Origin of the sequence: Pseudomonas vranovensis, from assembly GCF_040438935.1 — a bacterium.
Classification (GTDB): domain Bacteria; phylum Pseudomonadota; class Gammaproteobacteria; order Pseudomonadales; family Pseudomonadaceae; genus Aquipseudomonas; species Aquipseudomonas vranovensis.
Genome location: NZ_CP159259.1, coordinates 1,691,367 through 1,709,826, shown reverse-complemented (window position 1 = coordinate 1,709,826; position 18,460 = coordinate 1,691,367). Strand labels below are relative to the sequence as shown.

Sequence of the window (18,460 nt, the reverse complement as noted above, 5' to 3'; positions counted from 1 at the left end):
GCCCCGCGAGAGACCGGACAAACTTGTAGATAGGCGCAACGTACGACCGCTGCGCGGCCGATCGCAGGCTATCGCCAGCGGCTACACGGGCCGGTAGCCGCTGCCGAGGTACGAGGCTGCGATCGACTGCGCAGCAGGCGCCATCCGACCATCGAGGCAGGCGCAGGCTTGCCCCGCGAGAGGCCAGCAAGGAGGTGATGGCGACAACCCACATGCTCCGGTAACAGGCCGGAGGCGGTGGATTGCAATGGCAGCATAAAAAGGCTCCGGTAATACAAAAGCGTCAGGCCTTGGGCAGCCCCTGGGGCCACAACAGCCGTACGGCATCGCCGTCTTCGCGGTAGGCATGGCAGGTGCCGATCACCCACGGGCGCACGGCAATCGGTCGTTGCAGGCCATCGACGGTGCGCAGGCTGGCCTGGGCCCGGTAGGTGGAAAACAGGGTCTGCATCGCAGTGGTGGCCATGCGTTCGAGCAGTTCGGTCAGGTGTGTACAGCCGTTGGCACCGCCGATGACTTCTTTCATCTTGCGTTTGAAGCCTGCGGCAATTTTCAGCCCCTGCAGGCCGGCATAGGCGCTGCTGATTTCAGCGCAGAACGGGCTTGCCCCCACTTCGGTGGTGGCCGCGATGTGCTGGATGACCATGTCGGCATCAATGGTCATGACCAGGCGCATGTCATGGATGGTGCCGCCCTCGCCTACCGAGTGAAACGGCAGGTCGGTGGGCGCGTTGGTCAGGTCCTGCAGCCGCCCTTCGATGTCGAACAGGCCGTCGCTGCGCTGGTAGCCTCGACAGATGATTTCACGGGTGTGCAGCAAGGTGCGGGTGAGCGCTGGCGGGGTAGTCGTCATGGACTGCTTCTCTTTGGCCGGGTCGCACAATGGAATGCGCCGGGAACGAGCGTCCGCTCCCGGCGCGGTGACACGAGGGCTCAGAAGCCGCCGCGACCACCACCACAGATGATGGTCTGGCCGGTAACGTAGTCCGACTCGGGAATGCAGAACATGTACACCGAGCCGGCGGCTTCTTCGGCGGTGCCCGGACGACCCAGGGCAATCTCGCGGCTGGCGGCGGCGATGCGGTCCGGGTGAACGCCGACCTTGATGTCGCGGCCTTCGACCTGCACGGTCTTTTCTTCGGTGGTGGGCTGGGTCAGGCGGGTTTCGATAAAGCCGAACGCCACGCAGTTGACGTTGACCTTCATCCGCCCCCACTCCTTGGCCAGGGTCTTGGTCATGCCCATGATGCCGGCCTTGGCCGAGGAGTAGTTGACCTGGCCGGCGTTACCCTGGGTACCCGACACCGAGGAGATGTTGACCACCTTGCGAAACACTTCCTGACCCGCTTCGGCTTCGGCCTTGCTGGCTTCGCGAAAGTACGGGTAGGCCGCGCGCAGGATGCGGAACGGCGCCTTGAGGTGGCAGTCGAGGATCGCGTCCCACTGCTCGTCGCCCATTTTCTGGATGACATTGTCCCAGGTAAAACCGGCGTTGTTGACGATGATGTCGATCCGGCCAAAGGCTTCCAATGCGGTTTGCACGATGCGCTCGCCAAAGTCGGGGGCCGAGACGTTGCCGATGCAGGCCACGGCATCGCTGCCCAGGGCGCGGATTTCGGCGATGACTTCTTCGGCCGGGCCCTGATCCAGGTCATTGATGATGACCTTGGCGCCTTTGCTGGCGAATTTGAGTGCCACGCAGCGGCCGATACCGCGGCCGGAACCGGTGACGATGGCAACTTTTCCTGCAAGTGTCTGTTCCATGGAGCTTGTCTCTTGTTTTTGTTGAGAAGGAGTCGGTAATTACTGCTTGCCGTACAGGGTGACCACGCAGGCGCCACCCAGGCCGAGGTTGTGTTGCAGGCCGTGCTGCAAGCCTTCGACCTGGCGGGCGCCGGCGGTGCCGCGCAGTTGGTGGGTCAGTTCGTAGCACTGGGCCAGGCCGGTGGCCCCCAGTGGGTGGCCCTTGCACAGCAGGCCGCCGGACGGGTTGGTGACCACGCGACCGCCGTAGGTGTTGTCGCCGTCGAGGATGAATTTCTCGGCACCGCCCTGGGGGCACAGGCCCAGTGCTTCATAGGTGAGCAGTTCGTTGTGGGCGAAGCAGTCGTGCAGCTCGACCACGCGGATGTCCTGCGGCCCTACGCCGGCTTGCTCGTAGACCGCACCGGCGGCGCGCTCGGCCATGTAGGCACCGACAAAACCGGTCATGGTCTTGGGCTCGAAGGACTCCACCGGGTCGGTCACCAGCGACTGACCGAGGATCGCCACGTCACGGCGCAGGCCGTGCTTGCGGGCAAACGCCGGGGAACAGATGATCGCCGCCGCGGCACCGCAGGTGGGCGGGCAGGCCATCATGCGGGTCATTACCCCTTCCCACATCAGTTGGTCGTTCATCACCTCTTCGGTGCTGACCACTTTCTTGAACAGCGCCAGGGGGTTGTTGGCCGCGTGGCGGCTGGCCTTGGCGCGGATCGCAGCGAAGGTGCTCATCTGCGTGCCATATTTGCGCATGTGTTCGCGTCCGGCGCCGCCGAAGGTGATCAGGTTGCGCGGGATGTCGCCGGCATCACTGCACAGCTCGTCCTGGATCGGCAGGACGTCGCCCCGTGGCAGCGGACGGTCGTCGAAGTTGGAGCGGGTAGGGCCCGGGCGCATCTGCTCGAAGCCGACCGCCAGGGCACACTCGACCTGGCCGCTCTGCACCGCGGCCCGGGCCAGGTACAGGGCACTGGAGCCGGTGGCGCAGGCATTGTTGACGTTGAACACCGGGATGGCTGTCCGGCCTACCCGGTACAGCACGGCCTGGCCGCAGGTGGTATCGCCATAGACGTAGCCGGCAAAGGCCATTTGCACCTGGTTGTAGTCAAGGCCGGCATCGGCCAGCGCCAGGCGCACGGCTTCGGCGCCCATGTCGATGTAGCTGGGGCTGGCGCCAGGTTTGCTGAAGGGGATCATGCCGACCCCGGCTACAAGTACGTTTTCGCTCATGGTGATGTGTCCTGACGGGTGGAAAAAGAGATTGGAGAGATCAGTCCAAGCCATGACCAAGGCTCAAGGCCCTGGTCTTGATGCTGGCAAGGGCCAGGCGCGCATCGCTCGGGTCCCAGCTGCGCTGCGCCTGACCGAGTACGGGCTCCAGCAGTTGCTCCAGCTGGCAGGCCGCGAAAATCGCAGTCAGCAAGTGCCGTTGCCGTAGGGCTTGGTCCAGGCAGGTCTGGCCCCTGCCCGTCTGCCCCAGCAGGTTGGCACTGGGTACACGCACGTCGACAAGACCAATATCCGTGCCACCAGCGCCAAGGCCTGGGCGATCGCGTTCGACGATGATCAGGCTCAAGCCCGCCTCGCTGTCTTCGCCGTCGATCAGGCAGGCCAGCAGCAACAAGTCGAAGTCGCCGCCATTGCCCAGGGCGCAAGCGCTGCCATTGATGTGGTAGTGGTCGTGTTCGCGACGGGCGCGGGTCTGCACTTCGCCATTGGCGCTGTCGGCATCGGCCACTGCCAGGGCGAGGATCAGCTCACCGCTGCAAATGCCCGGCAACCAGCGCTGCTTCTGCTCGTCGGTCGCAAGGCCTGCGATGCAGGGCGCGACAATGTCCGAGTGCAGTGACAAGGCCTGGTCCTGGATACCGGCACGGGCGAACTCTTCGCGGATGATCGCGGCATGGCCGAAGTCGCCGCCACCGCCGTACTGGGCTGGCAGGGTCACGCACAGCAAACCCTGCCGGCCTGCTTTCAACCACAGTTGCCGGTCCAGCGCGCCGCTGCTCTGGTGCGGCAGGTAATCACGCTCCAGAAAACGCCGCACGGCAGTGCGAAACAGCTCGTGATCCTCGCGATAGAGCGTACGCTGTGCATCCATACGAAAACCCTTGGCCCATCACAAGATTGCAAGAACGAAACGGTACAAACCCGTTTCAGCGTGTTGCAGCAATCGTTGCATGGGGGTTGGGTGGGCGAGAGCCACCCTCACCGGGTGGGCCGGTATCCAACGCCCTCCCCGACGAACAATAATCGGGCTCGACCTGGGGTGCAGACGATGGTCCAGTGCCCCACCGCTTATCTGCCACCCGTGGCAGAATGTGGCCCCAGCAGAATAATAATTTGATCGCCTGCGCCGATATCCTCGCGCGGCAGGCGGCACGAGCGGAGGTTTTCAATGCCAGTTCAGCGGGACGAGGTTGCTATCCCCAAAACCACCTCTACCAAGTACGCAAGCCCAAAATCCGCCGACAGCCATTTGCCGCGCCTGCGGCTGCTCGACCAGATGGCCAACACCGACACCACCCGCCTGATCCTGATCCGCGCTGCCGCAGGGTTTGGCAAGACCACCTTGATGCAGCAGTACCGCGAGCTGAGCCTGGCGGCAGGCAAGCAGGTGCTGTGGGTCAACCTGGAACCAGCCGACAACGACCTGCCACGCTTTCTTCGCGTACTGGCCACCGGGCTTGCCCGTTGCCTGCCGACCTGCATCGAGGCCTCCCCCACTCCCGGTGTCGACGAGCTGCTGGAGCAGATTGCCGCCTGCACGCAGCCCTTTACCCTGTTGCTCGATGAAGTCGAGGTGATCCAGAACACCGAAGTCCTGGACTTTCTCCAGCAATTGGTTGAGCAACTGCCCGCCGGCTGCGTGCTGGCCATGGCCTCCCGCGCCTCCCCGGCCATTGGCCTGGGGCGCATTCGTGCCCGTGGCCAGTTGCTGGAAATCAAGCCCGCCGACTTGCGCTTCACCCCTGAAGAGTCCATGGCGTTCATCCGCGACAAACGCCAGATCCCCCTGCGCGACAATGAGCTGGCCACGCTGTACCGCTGCACCGAAGGCTGGATCGCCGGCCTGTACCTGGCCAGCCTGTCGCTCAAGGATCGCGAAGACCATGCCGCGTTCATTGCCTCGTTCTCGGGCTCGAACCTGGAACTGGCCGAATACCTGACCGAAGACATCCTCATGCGCCAGAACGAGGAATGTCGCCTGTTCCTGATGCAAACCAGCATCCTCGACCAATTCTGCGTACCGCTGTGCCAGGCAGTGACCGGCCGCAGCGACAGTGGCGCGATGCTCGAGCACCTGGATCGCACCAACCTGTTCCTGGTCCCGGTCGACAGCCAGCAGCAGTGGTTTCGCTACCACCACTTGTTCGCCAGCTTCCTGCGCCATGCCCTGGAGCGCTTGCACCCGCACATGGCCAAGGGTTTGCACGAAACCGCCGCCCAGTGGTTCTTCGACAACGAGCAACCCATCCCGGCCATCGAGCACCTGTTCAGCGCCGGCTTGCATGACGAAGCGGCCAGGCGCCTGAATCAGCACATGGATACCCTCATCAACAGCGGCCGTACTCGCCTGCTGCTGCGCTGGCTCGACCGAATCGCCCAGGAAACCCGCGACGGCTACCCCTACCTGAGCAAGTCTTACGCCTGGTTGCTGGCCACCACCACGCGCATGAAAGACGCCATGCTGGTCGCCGAACGCCTGGAGCAGGTTTCGGGGCCCGAGTATGCCTACGTGACCCAAGTGCTGCATTGCCTGCAACTGGGGGCCACCGATCACGCCGAAGCCTGTTGCACCCTGGGGCTTGAACTGCTTCGCCAGATGCCCGCCGACGAGGTCAATCTGTATATGGTCCTGGCAAGCTCGGTGGCCCAAAACCTGGTTGCCAATGGTCGCTACGATGAAGCCCGTAGCCTGTTGTCTGCAGCGCTGCAGCGCAATCCATACATCAACGTCAGTTTTCTGCGCCACACATTCAGCGTCAACGAAAGCATCCTGGACCTGATCCAGGGGCGTCTGAGCAACGCCCTGGTGCGCATGCAAGGCACCGTCGATGCGCCACTGGGCAGCAGTCAGCGCAAGTCCCACGAAGCCAAGCTGTCGCTGGATATTTTCTACGGCCTGCTGATGTACGAAGTCGCCGCCTTCGACCAGGCCGAAAAAACCCTGACGCGCTGTCTGTACTTTGCCAAGCAGGTGATCTCGCCGGAGAACCAGATCGTCACGCATGTGCTCACGGCGCGCATTGCCTACAACAAGGGTGACCGCAACACCTGGATGCGTTGCCTGGTGGAGCTGGAGCAGATCGGCCAGCAGGTCGGCTCTCGTCGCCTGCAGTGCTCGGCCTGGCTCGAACGTGCGCGCGTGGCGATTCTTGAGCAACGCCTGGATGTCGCCAGCCAGGCGCTGCACGCCGCCGATCAGAACGGCGACTGGGACCGCCCCGACTTCATCCGTTTTGCCAACGAGGTCGATACCCCCAGCATCGCCCGCCAGCGCCTGCGCATCGTCCAGGGTGAAGGCGCACAGGCGGCCCAGGCCTTGCGTACCGCCATTGAACAAGCGCGGCACTGGCAGCATGTGCGCCGCGAACTGAAGCTGCATATCCTGCTGGCCATGGCCCTGGACAGCCAGCAGCAAACCCAGGAGGCCTTCAACGCGCTCAACGATGCCTTGCGCCTGGCCAGCCATGAAGGCTTCCTCGGGACCTTCATCGAAGAAGGCGAGCGCCTGGCCAACCTGGTGCAACGCTGGGCCGTCGCCGGCAGGTCGCGCTGCAAGGAGCTGGGTATCGAACCCAACTTTGTCGAAGAGTTGCTGCAGTACCTGGGGGCCGAAGCCGGTGAAAGCGAAGCGGCACAAGACGACAATGGCGCCCAGAAGGTCTTGACCGCACGCGAATACCAGATCCTTCAGTTACTGGCTGTGGGCCTCAAGAACCGCGATATCGCCGAAAAAGTGTTCCTCTCCGAGTTCACGGTCAAATCGCACCTGCAAAAAATCTACGCCAAGCTCGATACCAAGGGTCGCACCGAAACCCTGGCCATCGCCCGCGCCAGGGGCTGGATCGCCTGAAGATGCTGTGCGGGGCAGCGCACTGAGCCACCCCGCACAGCACTCAGTGGCCGGAACGTTCCTGCAACTGCCTGGCCGGAATGGCCACCAACAGCAGCACGGCCCCCACTACCAGTACCGCGGCAATGACGTCGAAGGCCAGGTACAAGCTGCCCGTCGCCGACTTGATCGCGCCTACCACAACCTGACTGATGACCCCGGCCATACCGCCAATGCAGCTGATCACGGCAATGCCCACCGCGGCAGCCGAAGGCGTGAGCAACGCCGGGGGAATGGTCCAGAACAGTGACAATGAGGCCAGGGCCGAGGCTGCGCCCACGGTCATCAGTGCCACCGAAAACGCCAGGTGCCCCTGGGCCGGGCCCAACATCGCGAAGCACGCTGCGCTCACCAGTACCGGCACCGCCACATGCCAGCGCCGTTCCAAACGCTTGTCGGAGCTGCGCGCCAGCAGGTACATGCCGATCAATGCCATCAGGTAGGGCAGGCTGGCCAGCGAGCCGATGACTTTCAGATCGTCGACGCCAAAGCCGCGAATCAGGGTCGGCATCCAGTACGACACCGTGTTCGAGCCGCTGTAGAGGCAGAAGAACACCAGGCCGGCGATATACACCCGTGGATTGCGCAACACTTCGCCGAGGGTGGCCTTGGCTGTGTCGGCACCCCTTCCCTGCGCCAGGGCGTTGGTCAGCAATTGCTTCTGCCGGGCAGTGAGCCAGCGCGCATCAGCCGGTTTGTCGACCAGCCAGAACCAGCCGAACACCCCCAGCAGCATCGCCGGAATGCCTTCGACCACGAACAGCACCTGCCAGTCGCGCAATCCCATCCAGCCATGCAGGTGGGTCATGATCCAGCCGGCCAGCGGGCCACTGACAACCCCTGCGATCATCGCTGCCATCAGGAACACGGCGGTGATGCGCGCACGCAGGGCCGGTGGAAACCAGTAGGTGAGGTAGAGGATCACGCCGGGGAAGAACCCGGCCTCGGCCACGCCCAGGAAGAACCGCGCAACGATCAACTGGTTGGCCGTGGTGACGAAGGCCGTGGCCACCGTCACCAGCCCCCACAGCACCATGATCCGGGTCAACGTGGCGCGGGCGCCAATGCGTTGCAGGTACATGTTGCTTGGCACTTCAAACAGGATGTAGCCGAGGTAGAAAATACCCGCGCCGATGCCGTAGGCGGCATCGGTCAGAGCAATGTCTTCGGCCATACGCAGCTTGGCGAACGACACGTTGAGGCGGTCGATGGTGTTCAGGCCGTAGGCCAGGAACAGGTACGGCAGCAAGCGCAGGATGACCTTGCGAAACACCTCGCGGGTTTCCAGGGCCTCTGCATCGCTTGTGACAGGTATCGCAACGGCGTCGTTCATGGTGCTCTCCTGGCCGACTGCAGGGCCCGCCGGGCGGGCCTGCAGAGGGCGCGTTGGCGAATCAGAGTGCCGCTTGCAGTTCAGGCACCGCCTCGAACAGGTCGGCCACCAGGCCGTAGTCGGCGACCTGGAAAATCGGCGCCTCCTCATCCTTGTTGATGGCCACGATGACCTTGGAATCCTTCATCCCGGCCAAGTGCTGGATTGCCCCGGAGATACCCACCGCGATGTACAGCTGCGGGGCGACGATCTTGCCGGTCTGGCCGACCTGCATGTCGTTGGGCACAAAGCCTGCGTCCACCGCCGCGCGCGAGGCCCCCACACCGGCGCCAAGGGTGTCGGCCAGGCTGTACAGGTACTTGAAGTTGTCGCCGTTCTGCATGCCGCGCCCCCCGGAGACGACGATCTTGGCCGCGGTGAGTTCGGGGCGGTCGGACTTGGCCAGTTGTTCACTGATGAAACGGGAGATGCCGGGGTTGTGGGCGCTTGTCAGGGGCTCGACGGCCGCTGTATCGCCGCGCAAGCCTGCGCTTGCGGGAGTGAAGGCGGTGGTGCGGACGGTGATGACCTTGACCGCCGCAGTCGACTGCACGGTGGCGATGGCGTTGCCGGCGTAGATCGGCCGCTTGAAGGTGTCGGGCGACTCCACCGCGATGATCTCGGAGAGCTGGTCGACATCCAGCACCGCCGCCACCCGTGGCAGGATGTTCTTGCCGTTGGCGGTGGCCGGGGCCAGGACGTGGGTGTAGATCACCGACTGGTCGATCACCAGCGTGGTGATCAGCGGGGCGATGTTTTCCGGCAGTTGATGGGCGTAGGCGGCATCGTCGGCCACCAGCACTTTACTCACGCCCTCGACGGTTGCGGCCGCCTCGGCGACAGCACCTACGCCCTGGCCTGCCACCAACACGTGAATGTCGCCACCGATGTGCGTGGCCGCGACCACGGTGTTCAGGGTTGCCGAGGCGAGTGCGCCGCCTTCGTGTTCCGCAATAACCAGGATTGCCATCAGATCACCTTCGCCTCGTTCTTGAGTTTCTCGACCAGTTCGGCCACCGACTTCACCTTGATGCCAGCGCTGCGGCTGGCCGGTGCCTCGACCTTGAGCACCGTGATGCTGGACGCGGTGCTGACACCCAGCGCCTCGGCGGTGGTGCTCTCGAGCGGCTTTTTCTTGGCCTTCATGATGTTGGGCAGCGAGGCATAGCGCGGCTCGTTCAGGCGCAGGTCGGTGGTAACCACCGCCGGCAGGTTCAGCGCCACGGTCTGCAGGCCGCCGTCGATTTCACGGGTGACCAGCAGTTGCCCGCCCTCGACGCCGACCTTGGAGGCGAAGGTGCCCTGGGCGTAGCCGCCCAGCGCCGCGAGCATTTGCCCGGTCTGGTTGTTGTCGCTGTCGATGGCCTGTTTGCCGAGGATCAGCAGTTGCGGCTGCTCTCTTTCGGCCACCGCCTTGAGCAGCTTGGCCACGGCCAGGGCACTGAGCTCATCGGCGGTTTCGACCAGCACCGCACGGTCGGCACCCAGGGCCAGGGCGGTACGCAGCTGCTCCTGGGCAGTTGCCGGGCCGACGCTGACCACGACCACTTCGCTGGCAATACCCTGCTCTTTGAGACGCACGGCCTCTTCCACGGCGATTTCGCAGAAAGGGTTCATGGCCATTTTCACGTTGGCCAGGTCAACGCCACTGTGGTCCGCCTTGACGCGCACCTTGACGTTGAAATCGACCACGCGCTTGACCGCTACGAGGACTTTCATCGGTTGACTCCAGTAATGGGGGGCGGATTACACGACGGCCATCAGTTCGCTGTAGGCCTGCAGGTGATGATCGTCATCACCCAGTTGCCGGGCGATCATCAACAGGTGCTTGGCGTGATGCGACAGCACATATTCCCAGGTCAGGCCGATGCCCCCGTGCAGCTGGATGCCCTGGTCGGCGATGTAGCGCGCCGCCCGGCAGACAATGAACTTGGCGGCGGCGAGGACGCGGCTGCGCTCGTCGCTGTCGGGGGCATCGGCCAGGCAGGCGGCGAGAATGGCCATGGAGGTCGCCTGGTCGAGTTCGATGTGCATATCGACCATGCGGTGCTGCAACACCTGGAACTTGCCGATTGGCTGGCCGAACTGCTTGCGTGTCTTGAGGTAGTCCAAGGTCAGGTCGCAGGCGGCGTTCATGCTGCCCACCGCCTCGGCACACTGCGCGGCAATGGTTCGCCCCTGCTGGTAGCGCAGGGCCGGCAGCGCGGCGCCCGGCTCACCGAGCAAGGCGCCGGCGCTGACGTACACCTGCTCAAGCAGCACATCACAGGCTTTGCGCCCATCCAGGGTTGCGTACTCGCGCAGCGACACACCCGGGCTTTTCGGATCGACCAGGAACAGGCTGATGCCGGTTTTATCGCGGCTTTCGCCGCGGGTGCGGGCCGACACCAGCAGCAGGTTGGCGCTATGCCCCCCCACCACCACAGCCTTGCGTCCATCCAGGGTCCAGCCGCCCGGCACCGCTTCGGCGCGGGTCTGAACATCGTGCAGTTGATAGTGGCTCTGCGGCTCTTCAAGGGCCACGGCCAGTTGCAGCGAGGCCGCGGCAACCTGGGGCAGCAACTCGCTCTTTTGGGCCTGGCTGCCCAGTTGATCGACCAGGCCACCGCCGAACACCACCGAATACAGGAACGGCTCCAGGCACAGGCCGCGGCCCAGCTCCAGGGCGACCAGCATCACGTCCACGCCGTTGCCGCCAAAGCCACCGTAGGCGGGATCAAAGGGCACGGAGGTCAGGCCCAGTTCACCCAATTGCTGCCAGAAGGCGTAGCTGAACCCCCGCGCGCTCTGGCGGTGTTCTTCGCGCTGCTCGAAGCCGTAGGTCTCGCGTACCAGGCGTGCAGCGGTGTCTTGCAGCATCTGCTGCTCTTCAGTCAATTTGAAGTCCATGGCCTGCCCCTTAGAGTTCGAGAATCATCTTGGCGATGATGTTCTTCTGGATTTCATTGGAACCGCCGTAGACCGAAGCCTTGCGCATTTCCAGGTACTGGCAGGTGGCGGTGGCGCTGTAGTCGTTGTGCAGTTGATCCCCGGCATGCCCATAACCGAGCTCGCTTTCAAGAAACGGCACCGCGTAGGCACCCACCACTTTCGACTGCAGGTAGGTAATGGCCTGGCGGATTTCGGTACCCTTGATCTTCAGGATCGAGCTTTCCGCCCCCGGCACACCGCCATCGCGGGCTGCTGCCAGAATGCGCAGGTTGCTCATGTCCACGGCCATCAACTGCATCTCGACTTCGGCGATCTGGGCGCGGAACGACGCGTCGTCGATCAAGGGCGCTCCGTTGCGCAGTTCGAGGCTCGCCGCCTGCTTGAGGCGCTGGAGCATGGCCTTGGCATTGCCGATCCCGGCGATGGTGGTGCGTTCATGGGTCAGCAGGTACTTGGCGCAGGTCCAGCCTTCGTGCTCGCGGCCCACCAGGTTGCCAACCGGCACCCGCACGTTATCCAGGAACACTTCGTTGACATGGTGACCACCATCGAGGGTGATGATCGGCCGCACGGTAATGCCCGGGGTTTTCATGTCGATCAACAGGAACGAAATACCGCGTTGGGCCTGGGCCTGGGCATCGGTGCGCACCAGACAGAAAATCCAGTCGGCCTGGTGGGCGGTGGAGGTCCAGGTTTTCTGGCCGCTGACCACGTACTCGTCACCTTCGCGCACGGCACGGGTCTTCAGGCTGGCCAGGTCGGAGCCGGCACCGGGCTCGGAGTAGCCCTGGCACCACCAGTCTTCGCAGTTGAGGATGCGTGGCAGGTAATGGGCCTTTTGCTCGGGCGTACCGAACTTGATGATCACCGGACCGACCATGTTGACGCCGAACGGAATAATTCGCGGCGCACCGGCACGTGCGTACTCTTCGTCGAAAATGTGCTTTTGCACGGTGCTCCAACCGGTGCCACCGTGCTCGACCGGCCAACTCGCTGCCAGCCAGCCCTGTTTGTTCAGGGTGCGCATCCAGGCGACGCTGTCGGCCTTGGACACGCTTTTGCCGTGGCGGACCCGCTCGGCGAGGTCTTTGGCCAGGTTACGCTCCAGAAACGCGCGCACCTCGTCGCGAAACGCGAGTTCGTCGCGAGTGAAATGGATATCCATTTGATACCTCGGTAAGGTTTTTCGCCCGGTACAGGCAAGGGGGGGCCGCCGCAGGCCGGGGCGCCGCGGCGGTTTCAGGCTGTTATTGATCGAAGACGATGACCGAGCGGGCCAGCTCGCCGCGACGCAGTTCGTCGAAGGCTTCGTTGATCTGCTCAAGTTTGATGCGCTGGGAGATCATCTCGTCGAGCTTCAGGCGGCCTTGCATGTAGAAGTCTGTCAGGCGCGGCAGGTCGACCGGGAAACGGTTCGAGCCCATGAACGAGCCCTGGATACGGCGCTCGTGCAGCAGCATCAGCGGGTCGATGTCCAGCTTCAGGCCCGGCTTGATCATGCCGATGATGGTCGCGCAGCCGCCTCGGGCGAGCATGGTGAAGGCCTGTTCTGCCGTCTGTTTGAGGCCGATGCACTCGAACGAGTGGTGTACACCGCCACGGGTCAGCTCTTGTACCTGCTGCACCGGGTCGCCGTTTTTCGGATTGATCACATCGGTGGCGCCAAACTGCTTGGCCAGTTCCAGCTTCGAGTCCTGCATGTCGATGGCAATGATGCGCCCCGCGCCTGCCAGTGCCGCACCATTGATGGTGGCAAGGCCGATACCGCCGCAGCCGATCACAGCCACCGTCTCGCCCGGGCGAACCTTGGCCGTGTTGAACACCGCACCGGTGCCGGTGGTGACCGCACAGCCCAGCAGCGCCGCACGGTCCAGCGGCATGTCGCGGCGGATGGCGACCAGCGCGTGCTCATGCACCAGCATCTGCTCGGCGTAGGCCGACAGGTTGATGAACTGGGTCATCGGCTTCTGTACGTAGGTCAGGCGGGGCTCTTCATCCTTGCCGCGCTTGGTGTCGGGCGACACGCACAACGACAAGTGGCCGGTGACGCAGTGTGCGCAATGGCCGCAATAGGCCGACAGGCAGGTGACGACGTGGTCGCCCGGCTTGACTGTGCGCACCAGCTCGCCCACCTGCTCGACAATGCCGGAGGCTTCGTGACCCAGCACCACGGGTGCCGGGTGCGGGTACAGGCCGTCGACAAAGTGCAGGTCCGAATGGCAGACCCCGACAGCGACGGTGCGCACCAGCACTTCGTGCGGGCCGGGCTTGCTGATGCCCACTTCCTCGATGGTCAACGGGGAACCTGGGGTATGGAATACGGCAGCTTTCATATTGTTGTTCTCTTTATTGAGTGAGCCGGACAGGTGTGGGGGCGGTTCAGCGCTTGATCAGCGAGCCCACCAGCTGGCGTACCTGGTCGCTGTAGGGCGGGCGCATCAGGTCGGGGCCATCGGCTGCGCGCAGCACCGCCCGGGCGTGGCTGAAGGTGCGGAAACCATCGAAGCCGTGATAGGCGCCCATGCCGCTGGCACCGACACCGCCGAACGGCAGGGTCTCGACGCCGGCGTGGCGCAGCACATCGTTCACGCACACGCCGCCGGAGGTGGTGCGGTTGAGCACGAAGGCTTCCTCTTCGGCATGGTTGCCGAAGTAGTACAGGCCCAGCGGGCGCGGATGGCTGTTGATGTAGGCAACCGCGGCCTGGATGTCGCTGTAGGGCTTGACCGGCAGCAGCGGGCCGAAAATTTCGTCCTGCATGACCTTGAGGCTGTCATCGGGGTTGAGCAGCAGGGTCGGGGCCATCCTGTGGTGGGGCTGGCCGGTGAAGTCTTCATTGGCCGGGTTCAGCTCGACGGTGTGTACACCGGCGTCGCGCGCTTCAGTCAGGTAGCCTTGCAGGCGCTCGAAGTGACGGCTGTTGATCACCGAGGTGTAGTCGGGGTTGTCTTTGAGGGTCGGGTACAACTTGGCCACCGTCGCCTTGGCCAGGCTGACGAATTCGGCCATGTGCTCTTCGGGCACGAACACGTAGTCCGGGGCCAGGCAGATCTGACCGGCGTTGTGCAGCTTGCCGGTGATGATCTTGCTCACCGCCGCTGGCAGGTCGGCAGAGCGCGAAATGATGGTCGGCGACTTGCCACCCAGTTCCAGGGTCACTGGTACCAGGTTCTCGGCGGCGGCGCGCATGACGTGCTTGCCAATACTGGTGGCGCCGGTGAACAGCAGGTGGTCGAACGGCAGCGCACAGAAGGCCTGGCCAACCTCGGCCCCGCCGGTAACGATGGCGACTTCGTCTTCGGCAAACACCGTCGGGAAGATGCGGGCGATCAGCGCGCTGGTGCTCGGGTTGAACTCCGACAGTTTGATCATCACCCGGTTACCGGCCGCCAGGGCACCGGCCAGGCCGTTGAAAATCAGGTTGCCGGGGAAGTTCCAGGCAGTGAGGATGCCCACCACGCCCAGCGGCTGGTAGCGCACCCAGGCTTCGCCGCGGTCGGTATGGCGGGGTTCGTCGCGCATCCACGTGGCGACCTGGCTCTTGGTGTACTTCATCGACGCCAACGGACTGAGCACGTCGAACAGGCGCGAGAAGTCCGCACTGCGATGACCGAAGTCAGCGGCCAGGGCCGTGACGATATCGTCCTGATAATCCACCAGCAGGCCGATGGCACGATCGATCAGCTCGCAGCGCTGTTCGGCTGTCCAGGGCTCATTGGCCAGCCACGCGGCACGTTGCTTCTCCAGCACGACGTGAACATCGGCACCCCGCAGGTTTTCATTGGCACTCATGTGGTTGGGTCTTCCTTTCAAAGGGCTGTTCGGGAGCTGCCAATCCGCCAGCAGGCCGGTACACTCAGGGCGCGTGCCACGATTGGAGCGGTATTCCAGTGAGCCGATACTAAGAAGGACGGGACCACCCGACGACAACCAAAGGTAGGATGCATGGAAGGTTTCTTGCGTAGTTCCAACGGACCAGAGCAGGGAGTAGTCCCTCCTGTACGCCCAGGCAAATTCCTGGTGCCGGCTACCCTGCCCGGGTTGCTGGACCGTAGTGCCCTGCTACCCCTCGGCGAACAACACCCCGGGCTGCGTCTGCTGCTGATCAGCGCCTGTGCCGGTGCTGGCAAGACCACCCTGCTGGCGCACTACCAGGCGCACTGCCTGGAACAGGGCCGGCGGGTGCTGTGGTGCAACCTGGACCCCGCCGACAACGATCCCCGGCACCTGGCTGCCACATTGTTCAGCGGGCTCAGTGAGCGGGGCATCATCAGCGCCGACGTACCCGCCCTCGGGCAACTGCCGCAATGGCTGCTCGAACAACTTGCCGGTTGCCCCGAAGCCTTCGCCATTCTGTTCGACGAATTCGACGTCATCACCCACCCCGACGCGCTGGCGTTCATACAACAGCTGCTCAAGGTACTGCCCACCCACGCCACCCTCGGCCTGGCGAGCCGCACCCTGCCGGAGCTCAATCTCGGGCGCTTGCGCGCCCTGGGGCAACTGCATGAAGTGAGCAGCGAAGACCTGCGCCTGAGCCTCGAGGAAACCAGCCACTACCTGCGTCAGTGCCACCAGCTGGCGCTCGCCCAGGACGACATCGCCCGCCTCTACCAACGTACCGAAGGCTGGCTGACCGGGCTCTATCTGGCCACCTTGTCGCTCAAGCGCCATGAGGATCCGTCGGCGTTCATCAACGCCTTCAGCGGGGCCACGCCGGCGCTGAGCGAGTATCTGGGCGAAGATGTCCTGGCCAGGCTTGATGAGCCGAGCCAGCGGTTTGTGCTGCAGACCTGCGTGCTGGCGCAGTTCTGCCCTGCCCTGTGCGACGCGGTCACCGGGCGTACGGACAGCGCGGCCATGATCCAGGCCCTGGAACAGGACAATCTGTTCATCACCGCCACCGATGAACAACACCTGCAGTTCCGCTACCACGGCCTGTTTGCCGATTTCCTTCGCCACACCCTGGCGCGGCGCCACCCGGACTGGGTCGCGCAGCTGAACCGCGCAGCAGCCCAGTGGTACACCGCCGCAGACCATAGCGAAGAAGCGCTGGAGCATCTGTTTGCCGCCAATGCCATCGACGAAGCGGCCAGCCAGTTGGTATCCCAGGTCGATCACCTGGTCGAGAACGGTCATGCCAGCCTGATGATGCGCTGGCTGTCACGGATTCCCGAGTCAGTGCGGGAACAGCATCCAGGCCTGGGTGTGGCCTATGCCTGGGCGCTGATCCACGCCCGGCGCTACAAAGAAGCGTTGCAAGTAATGGAAAGCCCGACGCTGGCTGATCAACAGCACCACATCCGCTGCCTGCTGCTGGTGATCAACGACCGAGTGACAGAAGCCCGGCAAAGCGCCGAGCAATTGCTGCCGCGCCTGCCTTGCGACTCAAAATCGCCTTATCGGGTGACGGCCTATGTGCTGGCCAGCACCCTGTACTACAGCGGCCGCTACGACGAAGCCCGGCAACTGCTGGGCAGCGACCGCTTGCGCGAGGCGCAGAGCGAGTCCCCTTACCTGCGCGATGTGACCGACAGCCTGGAGGCCCTGCTCGATATCACCCAGGGCCAACTGGACAGCGGCATGAGTCGCTTGCTCGCCGCAAACGGGCGTAGCCGCGAAACCCTGGCCGGTACGCCGCCGGTGGGCTTCCCGGTGCTGCAGACCGCGCTGTGCCTGGTGATGTATGAAACCGATGCCCTGGAGCAAGCGCACCACCGCCTCAACGAGTTGCTGCCTTACGCCCGCGAGCACGCAGCCCCCGACTCGTTGATCACCACTCACGTGCTGCTGGCCCGCATCACCTACCTCAACGGCGACCGCCAGGGCTGGATGCGCTATCTGGCCGAGCTGGACCAGCTCGGCCGGGTTTCGGGGTCCTCTCGCATCCTGTGCTCCAGTTGGCTTGAGCGCGCACGGGTGGCCACCCTGGAAAACCGCCTGGACACCGCCGACCACGCCATGCGCTCGGCCGAGCAGCACAGTGACTGGGACCAACCCGGCATTCTGATCACTGCCAACGATGTCGACACCCCTTACATCGCCCGCCAGCGCTTGAATATCGCCCAGGGCACAGTCGACCCGGATGACCTGCTGCAGGCCATGAACCAGGCCCTGACACGTCATCAACACCGCCGTGCCTTGAAGCTGCGCTTGCTGCTGGCCATGGCCCTCGAGGCCTGCAAGCAGCCCAAGCAAGCGCTGGAACAACTGACCCAGGCCCTGGGCATCGCCAGCCCGGTAGGGTTCATTCGTACCTTCCTGGATGAAGGTGCGCCGCTTGCCGCGTTGCTGGAGCGTTGGTCGGTGACCTTTCACGGCCAGGAGAGCGCCCTGGGGATTGAACCGCGCTTCGTCGCCCATTTGCTGCAGCGCTGCCACACCGGCCCGGCGCAGGAGGCCAAGGCCCAGGAATCCTCACCCAACGCACTGTCCAACCGCGAACTGCAGGTGCTGCGGCTGCTGGCCCTGGGTTATCGCAATCGCGAAATTGCCGAGAAGATGTTTTTGTCCGAGCTGACGGTCAAATCGCATTTGCGCAAGATCAACACCAAGCTGGGCGCCGGTGGTCGCACCGAGGCGGTATCGATTGCCAGGATCCAGGGCTTGCTCGACTGACGCGCCGGCTCAGGCCGCCAGCGCTGCGTCGATCAAATCGAGCAACTGGCGGTGCAACGCCGCCATGTCGATGCCGCCGGGATCAAGCAGGTACTGCAGCATCGAACCGCGCAAGGTGCCCAGGATCAGCACGGCGCTGGCCAGTGGCTGTACATCGGCGCGGATCTCGCCATTGGCGATGCCCACGCCGATGCAATCGGCCAGGTGCTGCTGCACCGTGCGATTGTACTGCGCCAGGATCTGCGCGGTTTCCGAGTCCTGGGTGACCGCCTCGGCCATCAACGACAACAACGCGCGACTGTTGACCCAGTCGCTGTCGTTGCGTCCCAGGTAAACACTGATAAAGCCCTTGAGCGCATCCAGGCCAGGGCGCCATTTGGGCGCCTCGACCTGTACCAGGCGCATGAAGTTGCTGTTGACGTACGCCGCCAGGGCGCGAAGCAACCCGGCCTTGCTGCCAAAGTGGTGGGTGGCCAGGCCCCGGCTGTAGCCCGCTTCCTCGCCCACCTCGGACAAGGTCATGCCGACCCAGCCCTTGCGTGCAACGATCTGCCGCGCCGCCAGCAACAAGCGCTGTTCAGCCTCGCCTCGACGCTCGGCCTGGGTGCGGCGCGAACCGTTCTGGCCTGTTTTGTCTGCCGGTTCCATCGGGTTGTTCC

14 protein-coding genes are annotated in these 18,460 nt (G+C 64.0%); 2 read left to right on the top strand and 12 right to left on the bottom strand.

The window, feature by feature from the left end; translation table 11 throughout:
- Positions 1–283: 283 nt before the first annotated feature.
- From ABVN19_RS08035 to ABVN19_RS08020, 4 genes are all read right to left on the bottom strand, one after another.
- Positions 284–853 (bottom strand): DUF2889 domain-containing protein, encoded by a 570-nt coding sequence (locus tag ABVN19_RS08035; protein ID WP_028942117.1) that lies wholly within the window; start codon positions 851–853, stop codon positions 284–286.
- Between the two features lie 80 nt (positions 854–933).
- Complete coding sequence (locus ABVN19_RS08030) at positions 934–1,764, bottom strand: SDR family NAD(P)-dependent oxidoreductase (RefSeq protein ID WP_028942116.1); 831 nt, start codon at positions 1,762–1,764, stop codon at positions 934–936.
- Between the two features lie 39 nt (positions 1,765–1,803).
- Positions 1,804–2,991 carry a lipid-transfer protein gene (locus tag ABVN19_RS08025; RefSeq protein WP_028942115.1) on the bottom strand — a complete coding sequence of 396 codons (1,188 nt, stop codon included), beginning with the start codon at positions 2,989–2,991 and terminating at the stop codon, positions 1,804–1,806.
- Between the two features lie 40 nt (positions 2,992–3,031).
- A complete protein-coding gene (locus ABVN19_RS08020) occupies positions 3,032–3,862 on the bottom strand; it encodes an acyl-CoA dehydrogenase family protein (RefSeq protein WP_036989443.1) in 831 nt (276 codons plus the stop codon).
- A gap of 297 nt (positions 3,863–4,159) precedes the next feature.
- Between ABVN19_RS08020 and ABVN19_RS08015 the strand changes: the two genes are divergently transcribed.
- Positions 4,160–6,841, top strand: coding sequence for a LuxR C-terminal-related transcriptional regulator (locus ABVN19_RS08015; protein WP_105641373.1), 2,682 nt, complete (start codon positions 4,160–4,162; stop codon positions 6,839–6,841).
- A gap of 43 nt (positions 6,842–6,884) precedes the next feature.
- Here the strand turns inward: ABVN19_RS08015 and ABVN19_RS08010 are convergent, their stop codons facing one another.
- From ABVN19_RS08010 to ABVN19_RS07980, 7 genes are all read right to left on the bottom strand, one after another.
- Entirely contained in the window at positions 6,885–8,213 is a 1,329-nt protein-coding gene (locus ABVN19_RS08010; protein WP_105641374.1) for an MFS transporter, read from the bottom strand.
- A gap of 61 nt (positions 8,214–8,274) precedes the next feature.
- Entirely contained in the window at positions 8,275–9,222 is a 948-nt protein-coding gene (locus ABVN19_RS08005) for an FAD-binding protein (protein WP_028942112.1), read from the bottom strand.
- Positions 9,222–9,971, bottom strand: a complete 750-nt coding sequence (locus ABVN19_RS08000; protein ID WP_028942111.1) for an electron transfer flavoprotein subunit beta/FixA family protein — start codon at positions 9,969–9,971, stop codon at positions 9,222–9,224. The genes ABVN19_RS08005 and ABVN19_RS08000 overlap by 1 nt, the downstream gene beginning before the upstream one ends.
- 27 nt (positions 9,972–9,998) lie before the next feature.
- A complete protein-coding gene (locus ABVN19_RS07995; protein WP_105641375.1) occupies positions 9,999–11,141 on the bottom strand; it encodes an acyl-CoA dehydrogenase in 1,143 nt (380 codons plus the stop codon).
- A gap of 10 nt (positions 11,142–11,151) precedes the next feature.
- Positions 11,152–12,348 carry an acyl-CoA dehydrogenase family protein gene (locus ABVN19_RS07990; protein ID WP_105641376.1) on the bottom strand — a complete coding sequence of 399 codons (1,197 nt, stop codon included), beginning with the start codon at positions 12,346–12,348 and terminating at the stop codon, positions 11,152–11,154.
- Positions 12,349–12,430: 82 nt separating this feature from the next.
- The gene (locus tag ABVN19_RS07985) at positions 12,431–13,516 is read right to left on the bottom strand and encodes a Zn-dependent alcohol dehydrogenase (protein ID WP_028942108.1); all 1,086 of its coding nucleotides are present in this window, start codon (positions 13,514–13,516) and stop codon (positions 12,431–12,433) included.
- Between the two features lie 46 nt (positions 13,517–13,562).
- Positions 13,563–14,975: a coniferyl aldehyde dehydrogenase gene (locus tag ABVN19_RS07980; RefSeq protein WP_105641377.1), complete on the bottom strand. Its 1,413-nt coding sequence runs from the start codon at positions 14,973–14,975 to the stop codon at positions 13,563–13,565.
- Positions 14,976–15,203: 228 nt separating this feature from the next.
- Between ABVN19_RS07980 and ABVN19_RS07975 the strand changes: the two genes are divergently transcribed.
- Positions 15,204–17,801, top strand: coding sequence for a LuxR C-terminal-related transcriptional regulator (locus ABVN19_RS07975; RefSeq protein ID WP_353632797.1), 2,598 nt, complete (start codon positions 15,204–15,206; stop codon positions 17,799–17,801).
- A 9-nt stretch (positions 17,802–17,810) separates the two neighbouring features.
- Here the strand turns inward: ABVN19_RS07975 and ABVN19_RS07970 are convergent, their stop codons facing one another.
- On the bottom strand, positions 17,811–18,449 hold the full coding sequence (locus ABVN19_RS07970) for a TetR/AcrR family transcriptional regulator (RefSeq protein WP_028942105.1): 639 nt from the start codon (positions 18,447–18,449) through the stop codon (positions 17,811–17,813).
- Positions 18,450–18,460 lie beyond the last annotated feature (11 nt).

Excerpts from the sequence above, each read along its gene's own strand:
- ABVN19_RS08005 (WP_028942112.1), bottom strand. The coding sequence starts at position 9,222 with ATGGCAATCCTGGTTATTGCGGAACACGAAGGCGGCGCACTCGCCTCG.
- ABVN19_RS08000 (WP_028942111.1), bottom strand. The coding sequence starts at position 9,971 with ATGAAAGTCCTCGTAGCGGTCAAGCGCGTGGTCGATTTCAACGTCAAG.
- ABVN19_RS08020 (WP_036989443.1), bottom strand. The coding sequence starts at position 3,862 with ATGGATGCACAGCGTACGCTCTATCGCGAGGATCACGAGCTGTTTCGC.
- ABVN19_RS07980 (WP_105641377.1), bottom strand. The coding sequence starts at position 14,975 with ATGAGTGCCAATGAAAACCTGCGGGGTGCCGATGTTCACGTCGTGCTG.
- ABVN19_RS07985 (WP_028942108.1), bottom strand. The coding sequence starts at position 13,516 with ATGAAAGCTGCCGTATTCCATACCCCAGGTTCCCCGTTGACCATCGAG.
- ABVN19_RS07995 (WP_105641375.1), bottom strand. The coding sequence starts at position 11,141 with ATGGACTTCAAATTGACTGAAGAGCAGCAGATGCTGCAAGACACCGCT.
- ABVN19_RS07970 (WP_028942105.1), bottom strand. The coding sequence starts at position 18,449 with ATGGAACCGGCAGACAAAACAGGCCAGAACGGTTCGCGCCGCACCCAG.
- ABVN19_RS08010 (WP_105641374.1), bottom strand. The coding sequence starts at position 8,213 with ATGAACGACGCCGTTGCGATACCTGTCACAAGCGATGCAGAGGCCCTG.
- ABVN19_RS08015 (WP_105641373.1), top strand. The coding sequence starts at position 4,160 with ATGCCAGTTCAGCGGGACGAGGTTGCTATCCCCAAAACCACCTCTACC.
- ABVN19_RS07990 (WP_105641376.1), bottom strand. The coding sequence starts at position 12,348 with ATGGATATCCATTTCACTCGCGACGAACTCGCGTTTCGCGACGAGGTG.
- ABVN19_RS08025 (WP_028942115.1), bottom strand. The coding sequence starts at position 2,991 with ATGAGCGAAAACGTACTTGTAGCCGGGGTCGGCATGATCCCCTTCAGC.
- ABVN19_RS08030 (WP_028942116.1), bottom strand. The coding sequence starts at position 1,764 with ATGGAACAGACACTTGCAGGAAAAGTTGCCATCGTCACCGGTTCCGGC.
- ABVN19_RS08035 (WP_028942117.1), bottom strand. The coding sequence starts at position 853 with ATGACGACTACCCCGCCAGCGCTCACCCGCACCTTGCTGCACACCCGT.